General features: G+C 46.8%; 15 protein-coding genes and 1 pseudogene. 5 read left to right on the forward strand and 11 right to left on the reverse strand.

The features are described 5' to 3' along the window. Nucleotides 1-97: 97 nt before the first annotated feature. Together dapB and QUA42_RS08950 are read left to right on the forward strand one after the other, a co-directional pair. Nucleotides 98-925: a 4-hydroxy-tetrahydrodipicolinate reductase gene (gene dapB / locus QUA42_RS08945; RefSeq protein WP_333137020.1), complete on the forward strand. Its 828-nt coding sequence runs from the start codon at nt 98-100 to the stop codon at nt 923-925. 189 nt (nt 926-1,114) lie between these two features. Next, entirely contained in the window at nt 1,115-1,825 is a 711-nt protein-coding gene (locus tag QUA42_RS08950; protein WP_333136975.1) for a phosphate ABC transporter permease, read from the forward strand. Between the two features lie 116 nt (nt 1,826-1,941). Here QUA42_RS08950 and QUA42_RS27690 read toward each other — a convergent pair. The 6 genes and pseudogenes from QUA42_RS27690 to QUA42_RS08975 form a co-directional block, all read right to left on the reverse strand. After that, nucleotides 1,942-2,232, reverse strand: a pseudogene (locus QUA42_RS27690) (GNAT family N-acetyltransferase); the annotation flags it as partial. Nucleotides 2,233-2,244: 12 nt separating this feature from the next. Then, nucleotides 2,245-2,421 carry a hypothetical protein gene (locus tag QUA42_RS08955; protein ID WP_333136977.1) on the reverse strand — a complete coding sequence of 59 codons (177 nt, stop codon included), beginning with the start codon at nt 2,419-2,421 and terminating at the stop codon, nt 2,245-2,247. Between the two features lie 289 nt (nt 2,422-2,710). Next, nucleotides 2,711-3,334 carry a precorrin-8X methylmutase gene (locus tag QUA42_RS08960; protein ID WP_006632961.1) on the reverse strand — a complete coding sequence of 208 codons (624 nt, stop codon included), beginning with the start codon at nt 3,332-3,334 and terminating at the stop codon, nt 2,711-2,713. Between the two features lie 100 nt (nt 3,335-3,434). After that, the gene (locus QUA42_RS08965; protein ID WP_333136979.1) at nt 3,435-4,241 is read right to left on the reverse strand and encodes a TPM domain-containing protein; all 807 of its coding nucleotides are present in this window, start codon (nt 4,239-4,241) and stop codon (nt 3,435-3,437) included. Between the two features lie 184 nt (nt 4,242-4,425). Beyond that, the gene (locus QUA42_RS08970) at nt 4,426-9,897 is read right to left on the reverse strand and encodes a WD40 domain-containing protein (RefSeq protein WP_333136981.1); all 5,472 of its coding nucleotides are present in this window, start codon (nt 9,895-9,897) and stop codon (nt 4,426-4,428) included. Between the two features lie 682 nt (nt 9,898-10,579). Next, nucleotides 10,580-11,911 (reverse strand): P-loop NTPase fold protein, encoded by a 1,332-nt coding sequence (locus QUA42_RS08975; protein ID WP_333136983.1) that lies wholly within the window; start codon nt 11,909-11,911, stop codon nt 10,580-10,582. Between the two features lie 336 nt (nt 11,912-12,247). Between QUA42_RS08975 and QUA42_RS08980 the strand changes: the two genes are divergently transcribed. Next, on the forward strand, nt 12,248-13,150 hold the full coding sequence (locus tag QUA42_RS08980) for an FtsQ-type POTRA domain-containing protein (protein ID WP_333136985.1): 903 nt from the start codon (nt 12,248-12,250) through the stop codon (nt 13,148-13,150). Between the two features lie 335 nt (nt 13,151-13,485). Continuing rightward, nucleotides 13,486-14,760 (forward strand): cell division protein FtsZ, encoded by a 1,275-nt coding sequence (gene ftsZ, locus QUA42_RS08985; RefSeq protein WP_333136986.1) that lies wholly within the window; start codon nt 13,486-13,488, stop codon nt 14,758-14,760. 56 nt (nt 14,761-14,816) lie between these two features. Here ftsZ and QUA42_RS08990 read toward each other — a convergent pair whose 3' ends face one another. Continuing rightward, entirely contained in the window at nt 14,817-15,581 is a 765-nt protein-coding gene (locus QUA42_RS08990; RefSeq protein WP_333136987.1) for an MBL fold metallo-hydrolase, read from the reverse strand. 182 nt (nt 15,582-15,763) lie between these two features. On the opposite strand from QUA42_RS08990, the gene thiD reads away from it, so the two are divergent. Continuing rightward, nucleotides 15,764-16,570 carry a bifunctional hydroxymethylpyrimidine kinase/phosphomethylpyrimidine kinase gene (gene thiD, locus QUA42_RS08995; RefSeq protein ID WP_333137021.1) on the forward strand — a complete coding sequence of 269 codons (807 nt, stop codon included), beginning with the start codon at nt 15,764-15,766 and terminating at the stop codon, nt 16,568-16,570. Nucleotides 16,571-16,599: 29 nt separating this feature from the next. Here thiD and dndE read toward each other — a convergent pair whose 3' ends face one another. From dndE to QUA42_RS09015, 4 genes are all read right to left on the reverse strand, one after another. Next, nucleotides 16,600-17,001, reverse strand: a complete 402-nt coding sequence (gene dndE / locus QUA42_RS09000) for a DNA sulfur modification protein DndE (protein WP_190660605.1) — start codon at nt 16,999-17,001, stop codon at nt 16,600-16,602. Nucleotides 17,002-17,266: 265 nt separating this feature from the next. Beyond that, entirely contained in the window at nt 17,267-19,264 is a 1,998-nt protein-coding gene (gene dndD, locus QUA42_RS09005) for a DNA sulfur modification protein DndD (RefSeq protein WP_333136988.1), read from the reverse strand. Between the two features lie 122 nt (nt 19,265-19,386). Beyond that, nucleotides 19,387-21,072 carry a DNA phosphorothioation system sulfurtransferase DndC gene (dndC, locus tag QUA42_RS09010; protein ID WP_333136989.1) on the reverse strand — a complete coding sequence of 562 codons (1,686 nt, stop codon included), beginning with the start codon at nt 21,070-21,072 and terminating at the stop codon, nt 19,387-19,389. Beyond that, the gene (locus QUA42_RS09015) at nt 21,069-22,070 is read right to left on the reverse strand and encodes an HNH endonuclease (RefSeq protein ID WP_333136990.1); all 1,002 of its coding nucleotides are present in this window, start codon (nt 22,068-22,070) and stop codon (nt 21,069-21,071) included. The genes dndC and QUA42_RS09015 overlap by 4 nt, the downstream gene beginning before the upstream one ends. Nucleotides 22,071-22,116: the final 46 nt, after the last annotated feature.

A 22,116-nucleotide genomic window follows, 5' to 3' on the forward strand; every position in this document is an offset into this window, starting at 1 on the left:
GATTTGCCGACAAATCCTGTCTTTCATTCCTGGTTTCCCCAAATTCGCACAAGCGTTAAAATTTAGTCGATCAAACTTTCAGGATATTTTTGAGATGATGGCGAATCAACTTCCGATTCCGGTGATTGTTAACGGTGCAGCAGGCAAAATGGGCCGCGAAGTAATTAAGGCGATCGCCCATGCTAGTGACATGACCTTATTTGGGGCTGTAGACCGCTCTCCTGAGTGCCTCAACGCCGATGCCGGCGAATTAGCCGGATGCGGCCCGTTAGAAGTTCCCATCACTGACGACTTGCAAGGAATGCTGGTATTAGCAGCTCAGGAAAAGCAGTTAGGCGTGATGGTAGATTTTACGCACCCTTCGTCTGTTTATGAAAACGTGCGATCGGCCATAGCTTACGGCATTCGCCCGGTAGTCGGCACTACTGGCTTGAGCAGCGAGCAAATTGAAAACTTAGCTGAATTTGCTGACAAAGCTAGCACTGGGTGTTTAATCATACCCAATTTCTCGATCGGCATGGTTTTGCTCCAACAAGCTGCCGTCACAGCATCTCAGTATTTTGAACACGTAGAAATTATCGAGCTGCACCACAATCAAAAAGCCGACGCCCCCAGCGGTACGGCAATTCAAACTGCCCAAATGTTAGCAGAAATGGGAAAAACTTTCAATCCGCCAGAAGTTGAGGAAACCGAAAAATTAGCCGGAGCCCGAGGTTCACTGGCTGATGAAGGGATTCGCATTCACAGCATCCGTTTACCCGGTTTAATTGCCCACCAAGAGGTAATTTTTGGGGGCGCCGGTCAAGTTTATACTTTACGACACGATACGAGCGATCGCGCTTGTTATATGCCAGGAGTCTTGCTGTCTGTACGCAAAGTCCTTGAATTGCGATCGCTCGTTTACGGTCTGGAAAAAATATTGTAGTCATTAATCATTAGTCATTAGTCATGAGTCATTAGTAATGTGGAATTAATATAACTTCTAACTTTTGACTTCTAACTTCGGATTTTTGACTTCAACATCAATCCCTTAAATCTGTTAAATCCCTTAATATAATCCGCTTCCAAACAGACAGCCGTTGCATCCAGTACATTGCTCGTTGCCGAACTTCCTATGCTAATTCCCTTAACCCGCGAAACATTTCAAGAACTAATTCCCGCCGTCGCCACGGGAGCGCAATACAAATATATTTGGGGAAAACCGCCCGATTTTTTGAGGCGAATGTTAATCTCAGCAGTCAGCGTAGTTTTCCTCCTGGTAGTTTACAACTTCGCCGGTTCCGATGTCGGGCCGCTAGTTTTAATCACCGGATTGATAGCTGGTTTGTACTGGCTGTGGGGGCCTATTTTGTGGGCGAGTTTGCGGAATGCAGAATGCCGCAAATATCAATACTGCGGTTTTTGGCAAGGCCGAGTTTTGGATATATATATTACAGATGAAATCACCAGTCAAGAAGAAACAGTCAACCAAAAAGGACAACTCGTAATAGTTGACAACCTAGAACCGCGCATCAACTTAGAAGTTGGCGACAAAACCGGATTTACTACTACACTTCGAGCTCCCTTGCGGAAAGATCACCAAGGAATTGTCCCCGGCCAAGCTGCTTTAATGTTAATTATGTCAAATCAAGAAGATTTAGGCAGAATTGCCAAAGTTTCAGATATTTATATTCCCAGCCGTGACGTGTGGGTAAGCGACTATCCCTATTTACGCAGAGATTTGTTTGTTGAGATGAGCCAACAAATTAAAAAAGGCAGGAAAAAAGACCGCGATCGCACTAATCAAAGCAGAGACGTAAAAAGGCGATCGCCCGCTGATTATTAATAAATAACCGCCACTTGTAAGAGCGATGGCAAGTTAAACCCCAGCAAAAACTTAATTTCTGGAGATGTCTAATAATAGTTAAGCGTCATTGCGAGATTTTCAAGAAATACACCAATTTAGAGAAGTCGCTTCAAGAGCTTTTTCGTCATAAACACGCTATTCGGGTCATCAATGTATTCAGCGAAGGGGCCTCGGTACTTGAACCCATACCGTATATACAAGGCTCGTGCCGGGGCGAACTCAGGCAAAGCCCCTGTTTCCAAATTCAGGCAATCGTAAGCACGCCGTTCGGCTTCTTTTATAGTGTGTTCAAGGATCTTCGAGGCGATACCTTTACGGCGGTGAGCCTTGGCAGTACGCATTGATTTGATTTCACCACTTCTTGAATCTAGTTCTTTTAGTGCTCCGCATCCGAGTAATTAATCACCCTCCCAAGCCGTCCAGAAAGTAATATCGGGCGAGCGCAATGCTTCTAAATCAAGAGCATGAACGCTTTCAGGTGGTGTAATCTCCTTCATATTTTCGAGATGTTCGCACAGAAAGTCAGTGATCTTTCTACCTCTGAGGTCATCTTCGCGAATTTGCAATCGGCACATTCGCTTAATTTGTTAGAGAATTCTACTCTATCAAGACTTACCCACTCCGACAAAGAAACCGGGTTTTTTACCGAATCTGTGGCTGCAACCTGCGTATTTTCCTAAAAAAACCCGGTTTCTGGATTCTCATGCGTCTAGGACTATCTATGATGGTTCACAGAATCCCGCAGTATAAAAAGTAACTTAATTTGTTCACAAAATTACGAAAAAACAGATTGTGACAGTAGAGGGTGCCCAAAGCGGGATCTAAAATCTAAAATCCCATGACTCATGACACTTAACTTATCGATCAACTGTTCCCCTCTTGGCCGTAAGCTTGCCAAGCCAAATCCACCAGCCCGTTAACAATAGCCACAGCCACCACCGCAGAACCCTTGCGGCCCTCAATCCGAATGTGAGGAATCATCGAATCATGCAGCCGCGACTTAGCAACGTCAACCCCTACAAATCCAGAAGGAGTCCCAATCACCAAAGCCGGCCGAATTTCCTCAGATTCAATCAAATCCACGATCGCCGACAAAGCAGTTTGAGCCTGGCCCACCACAAAAATCCCTTCAGGATAGCGTCTTGCCAAAGTTTCAATCCCCCAAGCCGCCCGCGTCCTTTCCTTTTGAGGGCGCGTCAAAGCCTCCATCGAACAGTAAACCGGATTCGCAAAGGTATTTTGGATGAGGGGCGTAATGCCCACCTGCACCATCGGCACATCTACCACGATCGTAGTCCGAGCAGCCAAAGCCGCCGCCCCAGCCTGCAAAGCCTGATCGGAAAAACTAATTAAAGACTTGTACTCAAAATCAGCAGTCGCATAAATCACGCGGCGGACTATTTCGTACTCCGCCGCTGAAAAACCGTGGTCGCCAATTTCGTTATCGATTAATCCCAGACTCTGGGCATCGCTTACGTGCCATTCCATTTGTTGGATAGCTGTCGCCTGTGAGTTGTCAGGTATCAGCTTACCAGCTTTTAGTCATTCGTTGACTGTTGAGTAAAATCTGCCAACTGCCAACTGACAACTAAGTTTCCGACGATGAAGAAGATTTGCCCAACACCGGAGTCAGGAATGCCACCAAAACTCCGATCGCAAAACCAGCCACATTCCGAACCACAGGCAACCAGTCAGAAGTCCGAGTCACCACCGGCCCAAGTCCGAAAGCAAAAAACAGAATGCCCCACAGCGGCGAAAAAATCAGCGCCCACTGCCAAGCCACAACCTGTCCCGGCTTCCGAGGCTGAGCAGCAAACCCACAGATGACGCCACCAAGCACCGACGTAATTAACGTCAGAACCCACTGTTCCCTCGGCAAACCGGGAACCACGCGGCATCCGCCCTGACGCAAACAGCCTTCTATCGACTCCAAAGATTCAATAATCGCTCGATCTTCCCCATTGTCCCGCACAAAAAATTGATTACCGTAACGGGTTTGCAGTTCCACCCAAAAAGTGCGCGGCAGCAGCGGATACAGCGAGTCGCCCACATTAAAATTGAGCAAATTGCCTCCTCGGGGGTCAGCAACTAGCAACACACTCTTGTTATCTAGCCCCCAATAACTTTTGACAGCCAAACCGGGCGTGCGATCGTACTGAGTCAGCACTCGCAGTTTCCAGCCAGTTTCGGCTTCAAATGCCTTTAAATTTTTTTCCAAATTTTGTTCTTCAATATCCGTAAGGGCTTTAGCTAAGTCAATGATCGGCGTCTGAGTTGACGGCAACAAATCGGGATTATTGAAAGCGTGGGCCGCAGGTGCGATCGTCCACACGGACAAAGCCAGAAAAAATGCGGCAACAGAGGCTAGAAATTTTCGCGGGAAAAGCTGTGACATAGGAACTTATAATCCGGGTCTTAATTGTGAATGCTAGCTGGCGGTCTTAACCAGAGGATAAGAGAAAACTCATATTTCTTTACAATTATTTACTTTACAGGAAGCCGAGAGCAAGGGGAAGATTTCGGGCAAGGAAAGTTTTGAAGAGTCAACCGTCAACAGTCAACCGTCAACCGTCAAATGACTAAAATTGAGATTTTGCCCCAACCCCCTCACAGAGACGCCGATCGCGATCGCTCACATTAGGATTAGTTCTCAGATAATCTCCCACCCAGTCACAGCCCCTCACCAGCAAATCGTCAAGATCCAAATTCCATAAAATCACCCGATTATCCCGGCCTGCAGAAGCCAGAACCTTCCCATCCGGGCTAAAATTCACACTCATCACGCTGTCTTTATGTCCAGTCAAAGTTTTCAGCAAAGTCCCGCTGCGACTCCAAAGCTTCACCTTATGGTCATAACTGCCCGAAGCAACCAACAAACCATCCGGGCTAAAACCCACGCTAGTCACGCTGTCGCTAGAACCCTTCAGCAGCGTCGCCACCAAAGTCCCGTCTACCTTCCACAATTTCACCGAATTGTCGTAACCAGCCGAAGCCAGCATTTTGCCATCAGGGCTAAAAGCAACCCCCAACACAAAACTGTTGTGAGCTCCTTCAAAAGTTCTCAGCAAACGACCGTCCCGATTCCAGAGTTTGAGAGTACCATCATCGCTTGCAGAAGCCAGCATTGAGCCGTCGGGACTGAAAGTCACCCCAGTCACCCAGCCTGTGTGTCCCGTTAAAGTCTTAATCAACCTGCCGTTTCTAGTCCAGAGTTTCACAGTCTTATCCTTGCTCGCCGAAGCCAGAACCTCGCTGTCGGGGCTAAAACTCACGCTCATCACGCTGTCGGCGTGGCCGTCGAGAGTGAACAGCACAGAAGGCGAACACGGGAATAGCGGAGCCGAGGGACAAGGGAGAATATTATTCATGCCATCTTCTGTCAAACTCCAGACTTTCACCGTTTTGTCGTAACTCCCAGAAGCAAGTAGCTGGCCATCGGGGCTGAAACTGACGCTGGCGACTCTCTGAGTGTGTCCTTCCAAGGTTTCTAGCAAAACTCCCGTGCGACTCCAGAGTTTGATAGTTTTGTCCGTAGAAGCAGAAGCCAGCCTTTGGCCGTCGGGGCTAAAAGTAACGCCTTGCACCCGGTTTTGGTGTCCGTCGAGGGTTTTGAGTGGCACGTCATCGAGCCGCCACAGCCTGACAGTTTTGTCAAAACTTGCCGAAGCCAAAGTTTTGCCTTCCGGGCTAAAACTCACCTGAGTAACTCGATCGGCGTGTCCCTCAAAAGTTCTCAGTAAGCGACTCTCTGGTTTAATGTTGGTAGCATCGGTTGCACGTTTGTCGCCAACACCAGCAAGACTCCAGAGTTTTACAGTCCCGTCTGCACTTCCCGAAGCAAGTGTTTGACCGTCGGGGGAGAAACTGACACCAAATACCCACTTGCTGTGCCCCCGCAAAGTTGTTAGCAGTTCACCTTTTTTTGCTGGTGTTGAATTTTCTGTTGGTGGGTGTTTGAGTGCAGCGATGCTCCAGATTTTCACCGTTTTATCTTCACCCGCACTGGCGATCGTTTCACCATCGGGGGAGAAACTGACGGTGTAAATTTTCGAGGGTTGTCTGTTTTCGCTATGCCATAAATTAGCAATTAACCGGCCGTCAGAACTCCACAGTTTCACAGTACCGTCATCACTCGCCACAGCGACTATTTTGCCGTCGCGGCTGAAGCTTAGCCAATTTACGGGAGCAAATTGTTCGATCGTTCTCAGCAGCGTGCCGTCGGTTTTCCAAAGTTTGATAGTTTTGTCTGTAGATCCGCTGGCGATCGTTTGACCGTCCGAACTAAAAGCAACGCTGGTAACGCTATTAGTATGCCCTTTGAAAGTAGCCAGCAAACTGCCGTCTGTTTGCCAAATTTTGACAGTTTTATCTAAACTTGCCGAGGCTATGGTTTTGTTGTCGGGACTGAACGCTACACAGGAGACACTGTTAGTGTGGTCTTTGAAAGTTGCCAGCAAACTGCCGTCGCGCCGCCAAAGTTTGACTGTTTTATCTACACTGGAAGAAGCTATTGTTTCGCCGTCGGGACTGAAGCTAAGACCCCAAACTACATCGCCGTGTCCTTCTAAGCGGTTGCGTTCTTTGACTCCATAAACTGCCTGCTGGAGGGCAGCAGAAATCAGAATTTCGGTGTCTTTGAGAGTAGACATTTGTTGGGAGTGTTCGATCTGTTTCCACTTTTTACCAGCTCTCAAACTTTCCATCATGGCGTCAAATTTGTTGTTTGAGAAATAAAGTGCTTCCGAAGCTGCTGTCAGGGTACTGATTTCTGCTCGCTGAGTTTGAGCGACAGCTAGCTGTTTTTGACCCACAGCCCGCCACCAAAAATTTACGGCGGCGATGGTAGAACTGGTTAGTAGCATGACGCCGATTACTGCTACTCCCAGCAGTTGTTTGAGAAAAGTATTGGCTCGATAGAGCTGTGCTTGACTCATTTTTTTATCGGCTTCTGCTTTGTGCAGTCTGGCTTCTAAGCCGAATCTTTGGCGGATCGGTCGCACTAAATAGTCGTGTACCAATTGATAGCGGTCTTCGGGCGCTTCCCGTAGCAGAAATAGCAAACCGTGACCAACTAAAATGTCTAAAATCAAGTCGAGGTTGTCGGTTTTCTTTTGTCGGCTTTCAGGGTCTTTTGCGAACTGTCGCTGTAGGGAAATTCTGTTTCTGCCGATCGCCGATAATTCGGTTTCCTGGGCATCGGCTGGCTGCGGGCCTGTAACTAACGAGAGTTCGTGTTTGGTTTTTATCAGGCGAACGCCTCTTTCATCTGTCAGAGAAAACAAGATTTTCCACGCTGCATCTTCGTTAACGGGCCCGCAGTCAGAGATAACTCCTTCGAGCGATCGTTTCACTAATTCCGCTTTGGGATTGTCCCCCAATTGCTGGTACTGTGCTAGACTGGTAATACCTTCTTCTTGCAGTTGCGCTCCTACTACCTGCAATTCGATTGGTCGCACTTCTTGCAATTCGTCTGCTAAATCTTCTACGAAGGCATCGATCAGTGCCGGCTCTAAATAAAATTCCGCCCGTTCTGTTAAGTGTCCGATGACAGCCCGCGCGTCTTTGATAGAAAAACTCCGCAGTTGGTAGCGGATACTTTTGTCGAGAATATTATTGTTAATAGCGTCAAGATTAGGAAAACGATCGCAATCTAGTAAGTAGTGCAAATAATCTTCGCGCAAGCACAGAATTATCTTGACATAAGGCAAATTCAAAAACAACCGCAAAAAATTATAAAAAAGTTGTCTTTGTGCCACGGAAGTCGAAACAAAGAAAAACTCTTCAAATTGATCGAAAATCAGGACAGTCAACAAATTATTTGTGGCATTTTCGCGCAACTGATCTATAATAAAAGAAGAGACTTCCGAGCTGCGAGCAGGAATAACCGAGCAACTTTTTTTGTGGAGTTCCTGTAGTCCTTTCGAGATTAATTTACTTTCCTCTTCGGCTTGTTTGTCGTACAGTGCGCTGTTCAAAGCATTTTCTAACTCCACCAGCCAGTCGGTGTAAACTTTGACTACTACGGGCAATGTATCCCGCGCGCCCGGAGTAATATTTTTCAAAGCTGGTACTAAGCCGGCATTGACTAGAGAACTTTTCCCGACTCCGCTGGGCCCGTGAATAATAGTTAATTTATGGTCGTCCCTGCTAATTCTTTCTAGCAAGCTATTGATATCTGTTTGGCGCGAGTAAGCTGTCATGGACGCTGCGATGGCAGCTTGGTTTTGAGCTGAGGGACCCGAAGGATTGACGGCTTGGCGCTGCTGCTGCAATTGGCTGGCTCCGATAAAAGCTCTAAATCCGTATTGATATTCGATCGAACGCTGGGTTTTTTTAATCCGAAACGCTTTAAGGTACTCTCCCTGCTCGAAATAAACCGCTTGCAATTCCGTCAAAATATCGATGTAAAGTCGGGGGTCGTACTTCGGCTCGCTTTGAGATTGAGCCAACTCCAAAGAATGAACCGCCGCTTCCCACTGGCCTAGCTGCCGCAAACTTCGGGCTAAAAGTAAAAGATACGAACTCCTGTCGGATTTAGGATGTTGGATTTTAGATTTGGGTTCGTTACTTAACTCGTTAGAGCCCACAAATTCTGGATAATTTCCCTCAAACCCCAATCTCAAATCTTCAATCAGCAATCTCAAATCATTAGGCGTTTGATCCAAAATCGCCAAAGCCAACTCGGCTAGCTGGCGGGCTTGACTCCACCTCGACTGTTGCAGGGCAACTTCAGCCAAAAAGCCGTAATCTTGAGCTAGTTGGCTGGGGGTACCGTAAGTGAAGTGCAACTGCAAAGAATTTTCCGCTAATGCTTGCAACTCTCCCCAAGCTTTCAGGCGCTGCAGCACTTCTCCGAGGTGTGCTGTCACCTCAGCGACCAATTCCGGGCGTGAGGCAAGGGAGAAAGCGTTTCTAGATTGTTCGAGGCTAATCCAAGCTTGTTCCCAGTGCTGGCGGTTGGCTACCGGGTTTCTGGCTGCTTGCAAGCGGTGACACAAGGCTATGTGAAACAGCACTATGCCTTCTCTCTCTAAAAATAAAACTTTGGGGACAGGATTCGACAAGGAGGAGAAGGTTTCTGGGTTTTGGGGATGTTCCAAGTTTGCCAGTTCCCAGTTGCCCGTTTTCTGCTGCCAAAATACTAAACTTTCTTGGTAGTGAATTAAGGCAGTTTCGGTTTGGTCACTGACATAGTAATCTCGACCGAGAACGAATTGCAGGCTGGCTTTGAGGGCTGGTTCTAATTCTTCACCGCGATTTTGTAAATCTCTTAAAGCTAATTCTAGTTCTCGGCGTGGCAAAGAGCCGATCGCCAAATCGAAGGTATTGCCCGGACTCAATGGCGAATACGAGTGGACTTCTGATGGTCGTCGGTTTTGGGGCCCTGAGTTAAAAGTTAGAAAGCGTTCTCCAGAGCTGATTTCGCGCTCCAGGCCGCGTTTTTCGCACTGGGTTTCGCAGGTCTCACAATTAGCGATGGTGCTGACGTTGCTGCTGGTGAGTTCTTGATTGAGTTCGCCTATTTTAAATATAGTATCGGCCCGCCTAGCGAGGAAATTAATTAATTCGTCAACGCCCATTTCAAATTTAATTGTGGCGGCGGCCCAACTTTTGAAATCCGGGGCCAGACGAATCATTTTGGTCACGATGTCATCTGTTACCCACAAAATCACTGGGCAGGAAAAATTTTTGCGAAATTCGTCTCGCACTTGATTGGTAGAAGCCATCACTTCGTCGATCGCTACTACTGTTTCTAAACCGAATACCATCAAAGCCGAGGCGGCACCGACAGGCGAGTACCCCTCATGGAAAGTGCTTGCCTGCAGAGTAGTGTAAAGGGTTTTGACTGAAGGTGGCAGGACGATATCTTGAATTGGAACTGGGGACACTTCTCGCAGCCGCTGCGCTATTTGTTGCCGCAACTGCTCGTAGTTGCAGCGCACCAAAATTAGCGAGAATTGGTGTTGAGACATTGTGATTGACCTGACCAGAGTTTTGAGCGATCGCTCGTTGTAGTTGGCAGTTTCTTGTACCTTAATTAGATCGGTCATGCGTGTACCTCTTTTTCATTAATCAATTACCTAACGCTCGCCAATCGTTACTGAAAGCGTCTCTACTTAGACATCCCCGTCTCTGTATGACGCTTTATCTCTGTATAAATACGTAGTTTCCCGTACTTGTTCTATCAATACTTACATATTTATTAGATCCAATGTAAAGATATCATACCTCTGAATCTCAGAGAATGCTAGACTTCCCAATAAAATTTTAATGTTATCTTAGTTTTTTTGATTCAGCTACATATAAAGGACTACCGATCATAAATAGCCAAGTGCTAAGTTCACGATCATACCGACGGCTAGCTATTAGGAAACAACTCCGATATATCTGTAGCAGGCATTTAGCACAACAGTCAAAAAAATGTCTTCCAGGATGGAATTAGTTTAAATTAAGAGCAACAGATAAAAACAGACATAGGGGGTCTGACATTGCAGATATGAGAGTTGAGAGTGGGTAAAGTCCTTAGTGGCGGCAAAGTTTTACACGATAATAACATTCACCACCTATAGCAAGCATTCAACAGAAATCAGCCAGTGGCAAAAACCGCTGACTGATTTATGTATTGGATGGTAAGATTTCGGAGTTGTGAGGGATGATTTTTCAGTTAAATACTTTCTAAGTCCCTCGTGGTTAAGGGTTCTCAGAGTCACGAAGCTATCTCAAAAATCCCAACTATTTTGCTTCACAGGGCTGCAGCCACTCCTTATATTTTCTGGTTTCTGCTAGGGCTGGATTAATCCCAAACCAACGACCTTCTTGATCGCGGTATTCAAAGACAAACATACTTCGCAACAAGATTTGAGATTCTTCTTCGCCGGTTACACTTTGTCGCTTGACGACTTGAAACAGCAATTCCCATTCCAGGTCATTGATGGCTCCCAAAAGGTCATCGCGATATTCTTGAATGACGCTTTCGAGGCATTCGCGAGAGAAGGGAGGGTCTTCGTGCTGCAAACAGCTATACAAAAGCATCAGTAGATTGCGAACGTGACCGCCACTAATCCGACAAAGCCGATCTAAAGTTTCGGGAGAGTCAAACACCTGGGAAATCAAATCAATGCGTTGATGGGGAGCAACTGCGGGGAAAGCTCTAGCTAATACTAGCTGCCGCAGCAGTGCCATTCCTTCAATGTGGTCGTCGCCCGATCGCATTTGCACCGGTACCATCGGCATCACCTTGGGCTTGACTCCAAATCGACTGGCGAGGCGGCCGAAGTCGTTGGAAAATATCAAAGTCAGGGGAATCGTGTAGACGACGTGGCAATTGAGTTTTTTCAACTGTTCGCCGCGGTCTAAAAACAAATATTCTGGCTGGGTGCGTCCGTTGGGTTTGATGGAGGGGTCAAGGCGATCTAGGTTGTCAACGATGACTGCGAGTCCTTTTTTGCCTTGCTGCTTAAGTTCAGCGTTAGCTTTGTTGAGGAGTTCTTCGTTGATCGACTGCAAAATGCTGTTGGTGCGGGGTTCGAGATATTGCCTAAGTTGCGATCGCAGTTTGGGAGAGTCTTTAGTTTTAGCAGTAACTCTAGCAATGCCTACAGATAACTCGGCTTCCGCTGACAAATCTATGGGAGTCTGCAAAAATTCTGCCACTTCTGCAAACAGATTGGTAAAATAGCTCGGTCTGAGTTTGATTTTAGCGGATTCCATAGTTTCGCTGACTTGGCGCGCAATGCTCAGCAAAATATCGCTGATGTCTACATCACCCATGTCTAAGTCTTGGGAAGACTCGAAGTAGACGACGCAAAAACCCTCTTGCTCTAACTCAGCTTTTAGTCGAAACAATTCCGTAGATTTGCCACACCCGATATGTCCTGTAAATAGCTGACAGGTTGGCTCGTTGGGGGAGATGCGGGTAATGGTTCGCTGTAAAGATTCAATGATTTTGCCACCACGCACGGAACCAAAATCAATGTAGTATTGATAATCTCCTGGGTCTCCCGCAACAAGGGTCTTGCTCGGGTTGCAGGCTTTATAGAATCTGTCTAATTCGAGTGCGATCACAATGGAAGCCGAATAAAAGTTAAAAAAGTTAATCGAAAGTCTAAACTTTCTTTAGTTGAGTTTAGTTTGATTTGTAACCTTTTGCCCTGTGGGGTAATGCCCTAAATACCCAAAGAACCTTGATCTGGTAAGGGGTTTTCCCGGCACTGGAATTGAGAATTTTTAATTAATAATTTTTTATTACTTAGCGGGCTCAGTGATATTACTGATATTGGCAGGAGTCTGGGTAAATTTGTGGGGATCTGATTAAATGGTAGGGGAAAACAGGGTTCAAGAGAGAGATTAAACAGTTTTGAATTTGTGCTAATCCTTAATTACTATATTGTCAAGACGTAGATGGCTAGTTTTGGAGCGGTTTCTCAAACAGAGTTAGGGCGCAGGCGCCAAAAGTTGCGGCAGCAAAGGCGCGCTCGATTGGCGGCTGTTGTGTGGCAAATGCTGGCAGCGAGCGCAATGGCTGGAGGTTTGCTGTGGTGGATTGCTCAGCCGGCTTGGTTAATTGCCCGATCGGAACAAGTGAAGGTGGAGGGCAATCAGTGGCTGTCGGATAAGGCGGTGCGGTCTTTGGTGCCGCTGTCTTACCCGCAGTCGCTGTGGGGGATTCAACCGCAGGCCCTGGCCGAAAAGCTGGAGTCCACCGGGCCGATCGCCAAAGCGAAGGTGACTCGTAACTTGTTTCCGCCGAGTTTGACTGTAGAAGTGGCAGAACGCCTGCCAGTGGCCGTGGCGCAGCCGACTGCGGTGTTGAAATCGAACAGTGAGAAGGAAAAAGTGGGGTGGCTGGACGCTCGCGGAGGTTGGATGCCGTCGGATAGTTATACTGCTGTACGATCGCAGAATAGTTCGATCGGGCCCGGCAGCATTCCGGGAACGCAGCCTCAGCGTTCTTTGCCCACTTTAAAAGTCATCGGGCCTTTGGAACAGTATCGCGCCTCTTGGCCGAAGTTTTACCAAGGACTCAGCGGCTTGACGGTGAAAGTGTTTGAGATTAATTGGCAAAACCCGAACAACTTGATCTTGAAAACAGAGATCGGTACCGTACACTTAGGGCCGTACAGTTCCAGGACTGCGGAGCAACTTAAGGTTTTAGACCGAATGCGACAATTGCCAAAACAGATAGATTCAAGCAAAATAGCCTACATTGACTTGAAAAATCCTGCTTCGCCGATCGTCCATTTGCCACAACTCCCCGGCAGTTTGGAGAGTTCAACTCCCGCACCCACTCGCGCCCAAAATTGATCCTCTGTCAACAAAAGGTAGAAGGTATCGATCGATAGGCAGAATTTTGGCCCATCAGGATCGATACGCAGGGCTTGCAATCAGCCGAGTTTTTGGATAGCGCCCCGCGTCAGGGGCTAGTATCCATTTTTTTTCCTTCTGCCTTGCTTACAACTGCCTTAATCCGGTCAAGTACCTGGATGGCGTCAAGCGAGGTCTGGGCTAGCGAGGTCTGCCACATCCGAGATTGCTAACATTAAGCATCGATCTGTGTGAGTTTTTCGCGCAACTTAGCCTATAGTTGATTGTGAATTGGCGTTTAGTTAACAAGCTGTAATCTACTATCCCCGACTCTAATGAAGCTTAATAATAGACAGGGGTCTGACCAAGACAGTCCCCCTTCGGAAGAAGTAAAAAATTTTCCGGTGGCTGCAGATTCCGCCAATCCGTTTAGACGCAAGTCTGGTTATGTAAATGTAGATAGTATTGATATCGATCCTATGGTCAATCCCAAAGACATAATGCCCAGCAGTGCTGCCAAAATCAAAGTAATTGGCGTCGGCGGCGGTGGGGGCAACGCCGTTAACCGGATGATTGCTAGCGAGGTTTCTGGTGTCGAGTTTTGGTGTGTGAATACTGATTCCCAAGCTCTGGTTCTCTCAAATGCTCCGAAACGCTTGCAAGTAGGACAGAAGTTGACGCGCGGTTTGGGCGCGGGGGGCAATCCGGCGATCGGTCAAAAGGCTGCGGAGGAATCTCGCGACGAGGTTGCTAATGCTCTGAATCATGCGGATTTGGTATTTATCACAGCCGGCATGGGCGGCGGTACGGGCACAGGCGCGGCTCCGATCGTGGCTGAGGTAGCTAAGGAAATGGGCGCCTTGACTGTGGGCATAGTGACGCGGCCTTTTACGTTTGAGGGACGGCGGCGCACCAGCCAAGCTGAGGAAGGGATTGCGGCTTTGCAAACCCGGGTGGATACGCTGATCGTAATTCCTAACGACAAGCTGCTGTCTGTGATTTCGGAACAAATGCCGGTACAAGAGGCTTTTCGAGTTGCTGACGATATCCTGCGCCAAGGGGTTCAGGGTATTTCTGACATTATTACTATTCCCGGTTTGGTGAATGTTGACTTTGCTGACGTGCGGGCAGTAATGGCTGATGCGGGTTCGGCTTTGATGGGCATCGGCGTAGGTTCTGGGAAGTCGCGGGCTAGGGAGGCTGCGATGCAGGCTATTTCTTCGCCTCTGCTGGAAGCTTCGTCTATTGAGGGCGCTAGAGGTGTAGTGTTTAACATCACTGGCGGTACAGACATGACGCTGCACGAGGTGAATGCGGCGGCTGAGACGATTTACGAGGTTGTCGATCCGAATGCCAATATTATTTTTGGAGCGGTGATTGACGAGCGGCTTCAGGGCGAAATTAAGATTACTGTGATCGCTACTGGTTTTTCGGGGGAAGTTGCCCCCCCTCCGACTCCGGGGCGGACGCAAAATGTTAATGCTCCTTGGCGGGCTGCAACTGGGCCGACGACTCCGGCTCAACAGGCGCCCGATCCGACAACGAAACCGCCGCAGGATTTGGGATTGGATATTCCTGAGTTTTTGCGTAACCGTCGCCCGCCTAGATAAATGTGGATTTGGGATTTTGGATGGCGGATTAAATCTAAAATCTCAAATCTCAAATCTCAAATTTCTAGGGTTTGGCCTGGTTCGGGTTCGAGGAGTTGGGTGGAGAGTCCCGATTTTGCTAGCAAATCGCGAAATTCGGGGATGCTGCCGACCGATCGCACTAACATTGGTAAAATGCCTGTGGCTCGGATGTCTCCTGCGGCTGTAGGCAGAAAAAACCGAGGTTTCAGTGTTTGCGCCAGGCCGAGGGCTTCAGAAGGCCCGATGATGACTTGTCCGAGGAAGGGGAAGATTTGACCGATGACTGGGGCGATAGCTACGTCTACTGTGTCTATTTTCTGTTTGACTTTTTCTAATGGTGGCAGGTGCGGTTCGTAATAAAGTGTCTCGCCACTGCTTAAATCTTTGAGCAAATAGCCGTTTTCTTCCTGTCCCGGCCCGATTTCGGCTCCGGGTACGGCGGTAATTTGTAACTTTTCTTTAAAATTTAACTCTTGCCAATTTGCTAAAGATGTGATATTGGTGTAGCCTAAACTGCTGAGGACTTTGGCGGCGGTGGGTGAGGCGATCGCGGGAATTGTGCGATCGAGCTGTTCGAGTGTTTGTTTGTGACAGTGGTCGTCTAATCCTTGGGAAATTAGGATGAGGTCGATCGGCGGTAAGGTGCTGGGAGTGAAGGCGACGGGCGTGTTATGGTAGGCGGTGAACAGCCAGGGTTGACCGTAAAATACGAGGGGATCGACCAGCCAGGGATCGACAAGGATTGTTTGGCCTGCGATGTGGAAGATCCAAGAGTTGAGGTCGATTCGGGTGAGTTTCACAGTTATTTGCAATAATTCTTTACAATTGGTTTAATCATAGCTAATTTTGTTTGGGAATTTTAACCGTTTCGGAAGCACAGGCGGGACGCCCGTGCCACGGGGAAGCACAGGCGGGACGCCCGTGCCACAGATATGATGGGATGTGTCTGGAGAAAGTTTGCGTTTATCTGCGGTTGAAAAAGATGGTTAAATCGAGAATTCCTGTGGCTTTGACTGTGGCTGGATCTGACAGTGGCGGGGGGGCCGGGATTCAGGCGGATTTGCGGACTTTTGCGTTTCACTGCGTGCACGGTACGAGTGCTTTGACTTGTGTGACGGCTCAAAATACTTTGGGGGTGACGCGGGTGGATGCTTTGTCTGCGGAGGCTGTGGCGGCTCAAATTAAGGCGGTGGTTGGGGATATTGGGGTGGATGCTGTGAAGACTGGGATGCTGCTGAATCGGGAAATTATGGCGGCGGTGGCTTCACAGGTTGAGGCTTTGGGAATAGGGAATTTGGTTGTCGATCCGGTGATGGTTTCACGATCGGGCGATCGATTGATTGATGAGGGGGCGATCGCTTGTTTGCGGGATGTTTTGATTCCAATGGCTGCTGTCGTGACTCCCAATCGGTTTGAGGCTCAGATTTTGAGCGGTTTAGAGATTTTTTCTCTAGAGGATATGAGGGCGGCGGCGCAGCAGATTTATCGATCGGGTGCGAAGGCTGTTTTGGTGAAGGGCGGCGGGATGGCGGGAGATTTGCGGGGAATTGATGTTTGGTTTGACGGTACGCGGTTGGATGTGTTGAAGACTGAGACTGTTGATACTGGAAATACTCACGGGACTGGTTGTACTTTGAGTGCTGCGATCGCTGCTAATTTGGCTTTGGGTAAAGATTTGTTTACGGCGGTGATATTGGCTAAGGATTATGTGACTACTGCTCTCAAATATGCTTTGGATATTGGGGAAGGCCAAGGGCCAGTAGGTCATTTTTTCCCGCTGTTGAAGTAATAAGGAAGAGGGAAGAAGTTAACTGTCAGTTAATTTCTTAATTTTTCAGGCGATAGAGCGATCGCCACCAAGTCTTCGATTTTCTTAATATTCGGATCGCCGGCTAAATAACCAATCCCTCGGTGCAAGTGCAGGCGAAATTGTTTAGCTAGAGTTTCTTTTTCTGTGCCTAAATTGTCTTGGTGACACCGCTGTTTGAGGGCAATTATCAAGATATCGGCCATGTCGCCGCCGAAGACATCCCAGCTTAATTCGACGTTGCTGTCGCTGGGAATTGGTACTGGGGATGGGATGCTGGGCTCGGCGAGCGAGCGGCAAAATCCCCACCTGCATAGAATATTCCACTGATCGATTTTGGTCGATCGTTTCAGTTTTGATAGTTGGTCTTTGCCTGTTTGGGATAGGCGGATGCGATCGACTGGTGGTTCCATGAGTTTGAGATTGTTTGGTATATTGTAAAAAGTGTTAATATTGCGGAAGCAAAGCCTCTAGATAACGAGAAATAATTCACATTTTTTTACACGGCGCGACTTGATTAAATCGGTTTTTTTTGGTATTTTGATTGTAGTAGGATTTATCCTTAATAATGGGATGGTGGCAAAAATAAAATTTTCGCCACCATCCCATTATGCTATATATACTACCGCAACCCCAGGGCAAAGTCAAGGGGTTGCGGCTATTTTTTAGCCTTAATTTTTATTCCCAGAAATAACCTTTTTCGACGGTGGTTTGGTGTTTGGCGGAGTCGTATTTGAGGAGGTAACTGTGGGCGATCGCCTCTAATTCTTGGAGTTTTTCGTATTCTACTTTTCTAATTTCCGTGTCGGTAGAAAGCAGGATGACTTGGTGGCTGGCCGAGGGGAAATAGCGTTCCACTAGGTTGTTTCTGTGGGAGGAGTCGAGGCGGCCCAAGGGAGTGTCGATCGCCACTGGCAATTGTCTCCCGGATACTCTCGCTAATCCCCACAAAAAGGCGATCGCCAGCAATTGTTTTTCCCCGGCTGAAAGTCGGTGTTTGGGTACTGGTTTGCCTTCTGGATCGTAAATGGAGAGGCTAAATGTTTGAGTGTCGATCGCAACTCTGTGTACGAGGTCGGTTTTGTGCAACAGGTAGCGGAAACAGTCGGTAATTTCTATTTCGAGTTTGTTGAGTTTTTTGAGAGTGAGTTTTTCTTTAAAGAGTTTCAGGGTGGCTTGGGCTTTGGCGATCGAAGCGATGACGTGTTGGCTGTTTCTGATGGTGATGTATTCGCTGCTGTAGTTTTCTAGTTCTTTTTGGTTTTTGGCTAATTCTCTCTCTAATTCATCGACGCGGCGGTTGGCTGATTCGCAGGCGGCGGATGCGATAGCGACGGCTTTTTGGGCTTTTCTGACTTCTTCTTCTAGTTTTTCGTAGGCTTCGGGGGAAGCTGCGGCTGCGAGTTGTCTGTCTGTGAAGTCGATTTCTGATTCGATGTTTTTGATTTCTTCTATTTGGTCGCGGGCTAGAATTTGCTGGGCTTTGATTTGGTAGCTAAGGAGGCTTTCTAGTTCCTGGATGCTGTTGTTGTCGGCGTTCATCCAGGGCGGAAGGTCTGTTCCTGCTTGCTGTTCGAGTTCTTGATTTTCTTGGCGGATAAAGTCTTGAATTTTATCTAGCTGTTGGGGATTTAACGAGATTTCCGCGATGTAGTTGAGGAGGCGAGCGCTTCTGTGTTTGATAACATTTTGGGCAATCTTTGCTTGCTGCTGGCTGGCTTCTGTTTCTGCTTGCGTTTTTGCTTCACTTAGTAAGGGCGAAATTAGGGCTAGTGGTAGGGTATTTGATGCTAATTCCATCAGGGATTGACGGGTTTTTTCTGCCTGATTTCTGTAGTCGTTTAGCTGTCTGTCTAGTTGACTGCGATCGGCGGCAATTTTCCCGCCTTCATAAATAAACTTTTCTGATGCTTGTTGCTGATTTTTTTGAGCTTTATCTAATTCGTTTTTAAAGCTGGCTTGTTCTTGCTTAGCCAACTCTATTTCATCAGAAATTTTCTGAAAAGTTTGTTCGATTTTTTCTAAAGCAGCCAAGTCTTTTTTGCCAGCAATTTCTTTCCGCTTGCGGCCGGCTAATATTTCTAAATCGACGGCGAGGCGTTCTGCTAATTCTAAACCTAAAAGAGATTTAATCGCCCCGACGACAAACTCTGGCGGTGTTTCGAGTTCGGCGAGTTCTTTAACTTGTTCGCCGTCAAACAAAAATAGGTTGGATATTCCGACGGGCAAAAGGGTTTCGATGTATTCGTCCCAGGTGTTAGTAATTGCTTTGTCCGACCACCAATCGCTGACAATCTCGCTGTAGATGAGAATGCTTAAGTTGTCTTTGATATCTAATTTTTTCCAGTATCTAACTATTTTAAATTGAGCTAATTTGTCATCTTGGACTTGTTCAAATGTTAGTTCGACGCGGGTATCTTCTAATTGGGGTGTGTGGCGGTTGACGCATTGATTGAGAAAGTCGCTGTAGCTTAAATTGCCTCTGGTGGAACATTGGGCGCGACCACCGTAGAGGGCGAGGCGAATTGCGTCCATGAGGGTGGTTTTGCCGCCGCCATTCATGCCGCCAAATAAAATGACTGGGCAGGGATTTCCGTCTTTTTCGGGGCGGAGATTGATGGTTTGGGTGCCTGCATAGGGGCCGAAGTTTTTGAGGACGAGTTCGAGGAATTGCATTATAGATGTTGTCGGTGGTTGCTGATTTGTTTGGTAGGTACGTCAGCGATTGGGCTATCCATTATGTGGATAATAATGATAGCTGACGCACCTTACGCAGGGTAAATTGTGATTTAACAGATTTAATCTTTGCTATTTTTATCTCCTACATCGGGAGTAGAAAATTTGATGTCTGCCCAAGATAGCTGTCTGCTTTGATTGCTGTTGCTTTCGAGTTCTTCTTTAAGTTTGGCAATATCAACGGTATCGTTTTTTGCGGAACTGTTGGTTTGGGCTATCGCATCTTTGAATTGCTGAATGTTTTCCGTCGGATTTGCTTTAATATCTTCCACCGCTTTTTTTAAATTGCGTTGGTAGTGGGCGTTGCCAATGGCTTCTTCCTTCGATCGCGAACTGGTTTCAAAGCATTTGTCCAAATCGGCGTAAATGCCTGTACGGCGGGGTTTTGTGTAATATTGGCGTTCTGTGTCGAGGAGTTTTGCCATCAATTCGAGGTGCATTTTGTCCTCGCTGCAAATCTCTTCGATCGCAGTCCATTCATCGCTACCGAGGAGTTTTCTTTCAGCGGCGGGACGGGAATCTTCAAAAGGTTCGCCCGTAACTTCTTCGTAAATCCGGGGCAAAGAGTCGTCAAATTCATGCTTTTCTTCCAGCCAAATTCGGCGGATTTCGCTAAGTTCTTCTGGGGTAATTAAGGTGATATCGCGCATTTCTAGGGGTGCGGTTTTGCGGACGTGGGTTTGTGCTTCCAGGACTCGTCTCAGCCAGTGTTCTCGCCAGAATTTGGTGTAGGGCCCTGGGATGGGTTCGACGGAGGTTGTGTCGTCGCCCATGTTGCGTTCAAACAGTTCTACTCTACCGTAGATGCGCCGGAAGTCTCTTTTTGGGTGATCGTCTGGAATGTCTAATTCGTTGCGAATATCGAGTAGAGGCTGCATCCATTCTTTTTCCTCATCGTTTTGAATCATTGCCTCCATAGATTTATCTTGGCTTACCATTGTGCAAACCCAGCAGCCAAAGCGAGAATTTCCACAACTAGGGGTGGAAGTATCGACAACTAAAGGACATTCATTGTCTGCTGTTGCACCTCGATACATAGTTAGCAAATCTTTATTGTTATTTCCCCACGGATTATCCCACTGCATCAAGTAAAGCCACACTTCATCTGTTCGCCAGTCTTCAATGGGAAGGTAAATATAAGAGTTAGGGCGAGTGGGATTAGCATTAAGGCGTTCGCTTACCCGCCACTCCCTATGTTTAGCCATATTTGCGGCGCGTTTAGCACTTTCAGCCTTGCGAGTACCTAGAACAAGAATTACCTCGCCGCTAGTTCTAATTATTTCACGAATAAAAGAACCGGTTGGTTGTATTTTCAATCGTTCCGTACACCATCTAAATCGATTTCTAGGTGCTGGGTATCCTTTACCTATTAAGCACGCCCAAAAGGTATCTTGAACGGCTGGATAAGTTAAATGAGTTTCTATTGGCATTCCCTGTTCTTGGGCTGCAACTTTCATCCGTTTTAGAGAATTATGTACTCCAGCAGCTACTATAGGGTTTTCTACCAGTGTATCATTTGTTAAAACATGAATTTTTTTGTGGCGTTTCTCAATTGGCAACTCTGCAATCGCATACCAGACAAGCTGTAGGACTGCCGAACTATCTTTGCCGCCACTCCAACCGATTACAAGTGGGAGTTCATCTTGACAATAAAGTTCTTGAATTTCCTTTTTCAAAATTTCTATGTCTGCCATTAAATCGCCAATATTGCGTGGCGGAAATAGTGACATCTGTTGTAATTCATTCATTTTCTCGATCTCCCTTTTGATTTTGAAGTAAACACATTTTTGCGATGCCACTGAAGCGCATCTATTCTCGGATAATATTGCTCTAAACTTGGCAAAATAATCTGTTCTCCGTGAAACTCTCTCATTAATCTAGGGTATGGTGAGTCCTCTTGTAAATCGCTATCAACTATAATTTGATAACGATCGTCAACAGCAAACCATCCTCGGTCGAATGCCCAATGATGATTTTTACAGAGTGAGAGCCCATTATCTGGTCTATTATCATAAAACTCAGAGAAGGGCTTGATATGTGCGCCATCTACAATACTTTGACTAAGTGAGGGAGTGACGACTTTTAATCGACAGAAAGCACATCGGTAATCATACAAATGCACGACACTTTTACGAAAAACCGCCTCTCTAACCACAGATTTTTTTAAATACACCTTTGGTTTGATATCTGGATGATCCGATTCAATACTATCTAATTCATCCAAGGTATAATCTTGAAGAGACTGGTTAATGTTTAAAATATCTCCGCTCTGTTTTTGGTTAGAGGAAAACCAGACCGAGAGCAGTACATCTATTAATTCTTTCCGGGCATTACTATCTTGCAACAGACTAAATAGTTCATCGTCTATTCTTGCGCTGTCAATAGCTTGTTTTAACGTATTGATTGTTTGAGGGCGCCCTCCTTCATATTGTTCGCTAAATTTAAGATACCAAAATCTAGGTTTTTTGTTTTTCAAGTGATAAAACGGAAGAGGAAAAGAATCATCCTTTAAAGGATTAGAAGTCAGCGCCGACCAATTTTGGTTGAAGGTGTTAATTAATTCATCGGAAATGGTAATGCGGTTCTCCTTGAGCAAACCTTGTGCAATTAAATCAGTTACAGACAATAGCAGTGTTGGCTGATTTAGAGCATTACCGCGTTTCTGTGAAGTGTTGACATTAAGATTTGCAAAACAATTGCGATAATAAGCTAAATTTTTATATTCTGATTCCTGCCCCGTACTCACTGCTCCCTCCTGGTATGATTAAATATAATCCAGTCTTAAATTTTAC

The sequence above is a fragment of the Microcoleus sp. Pol11C2 genome (assembly GCF_036701505.1).
Classification (GTDB): Bacteria; Cyanobacteriota; Cyanobacteriia; order Cyanobacteriales; family Microcoleaceae; genus Microcoleus.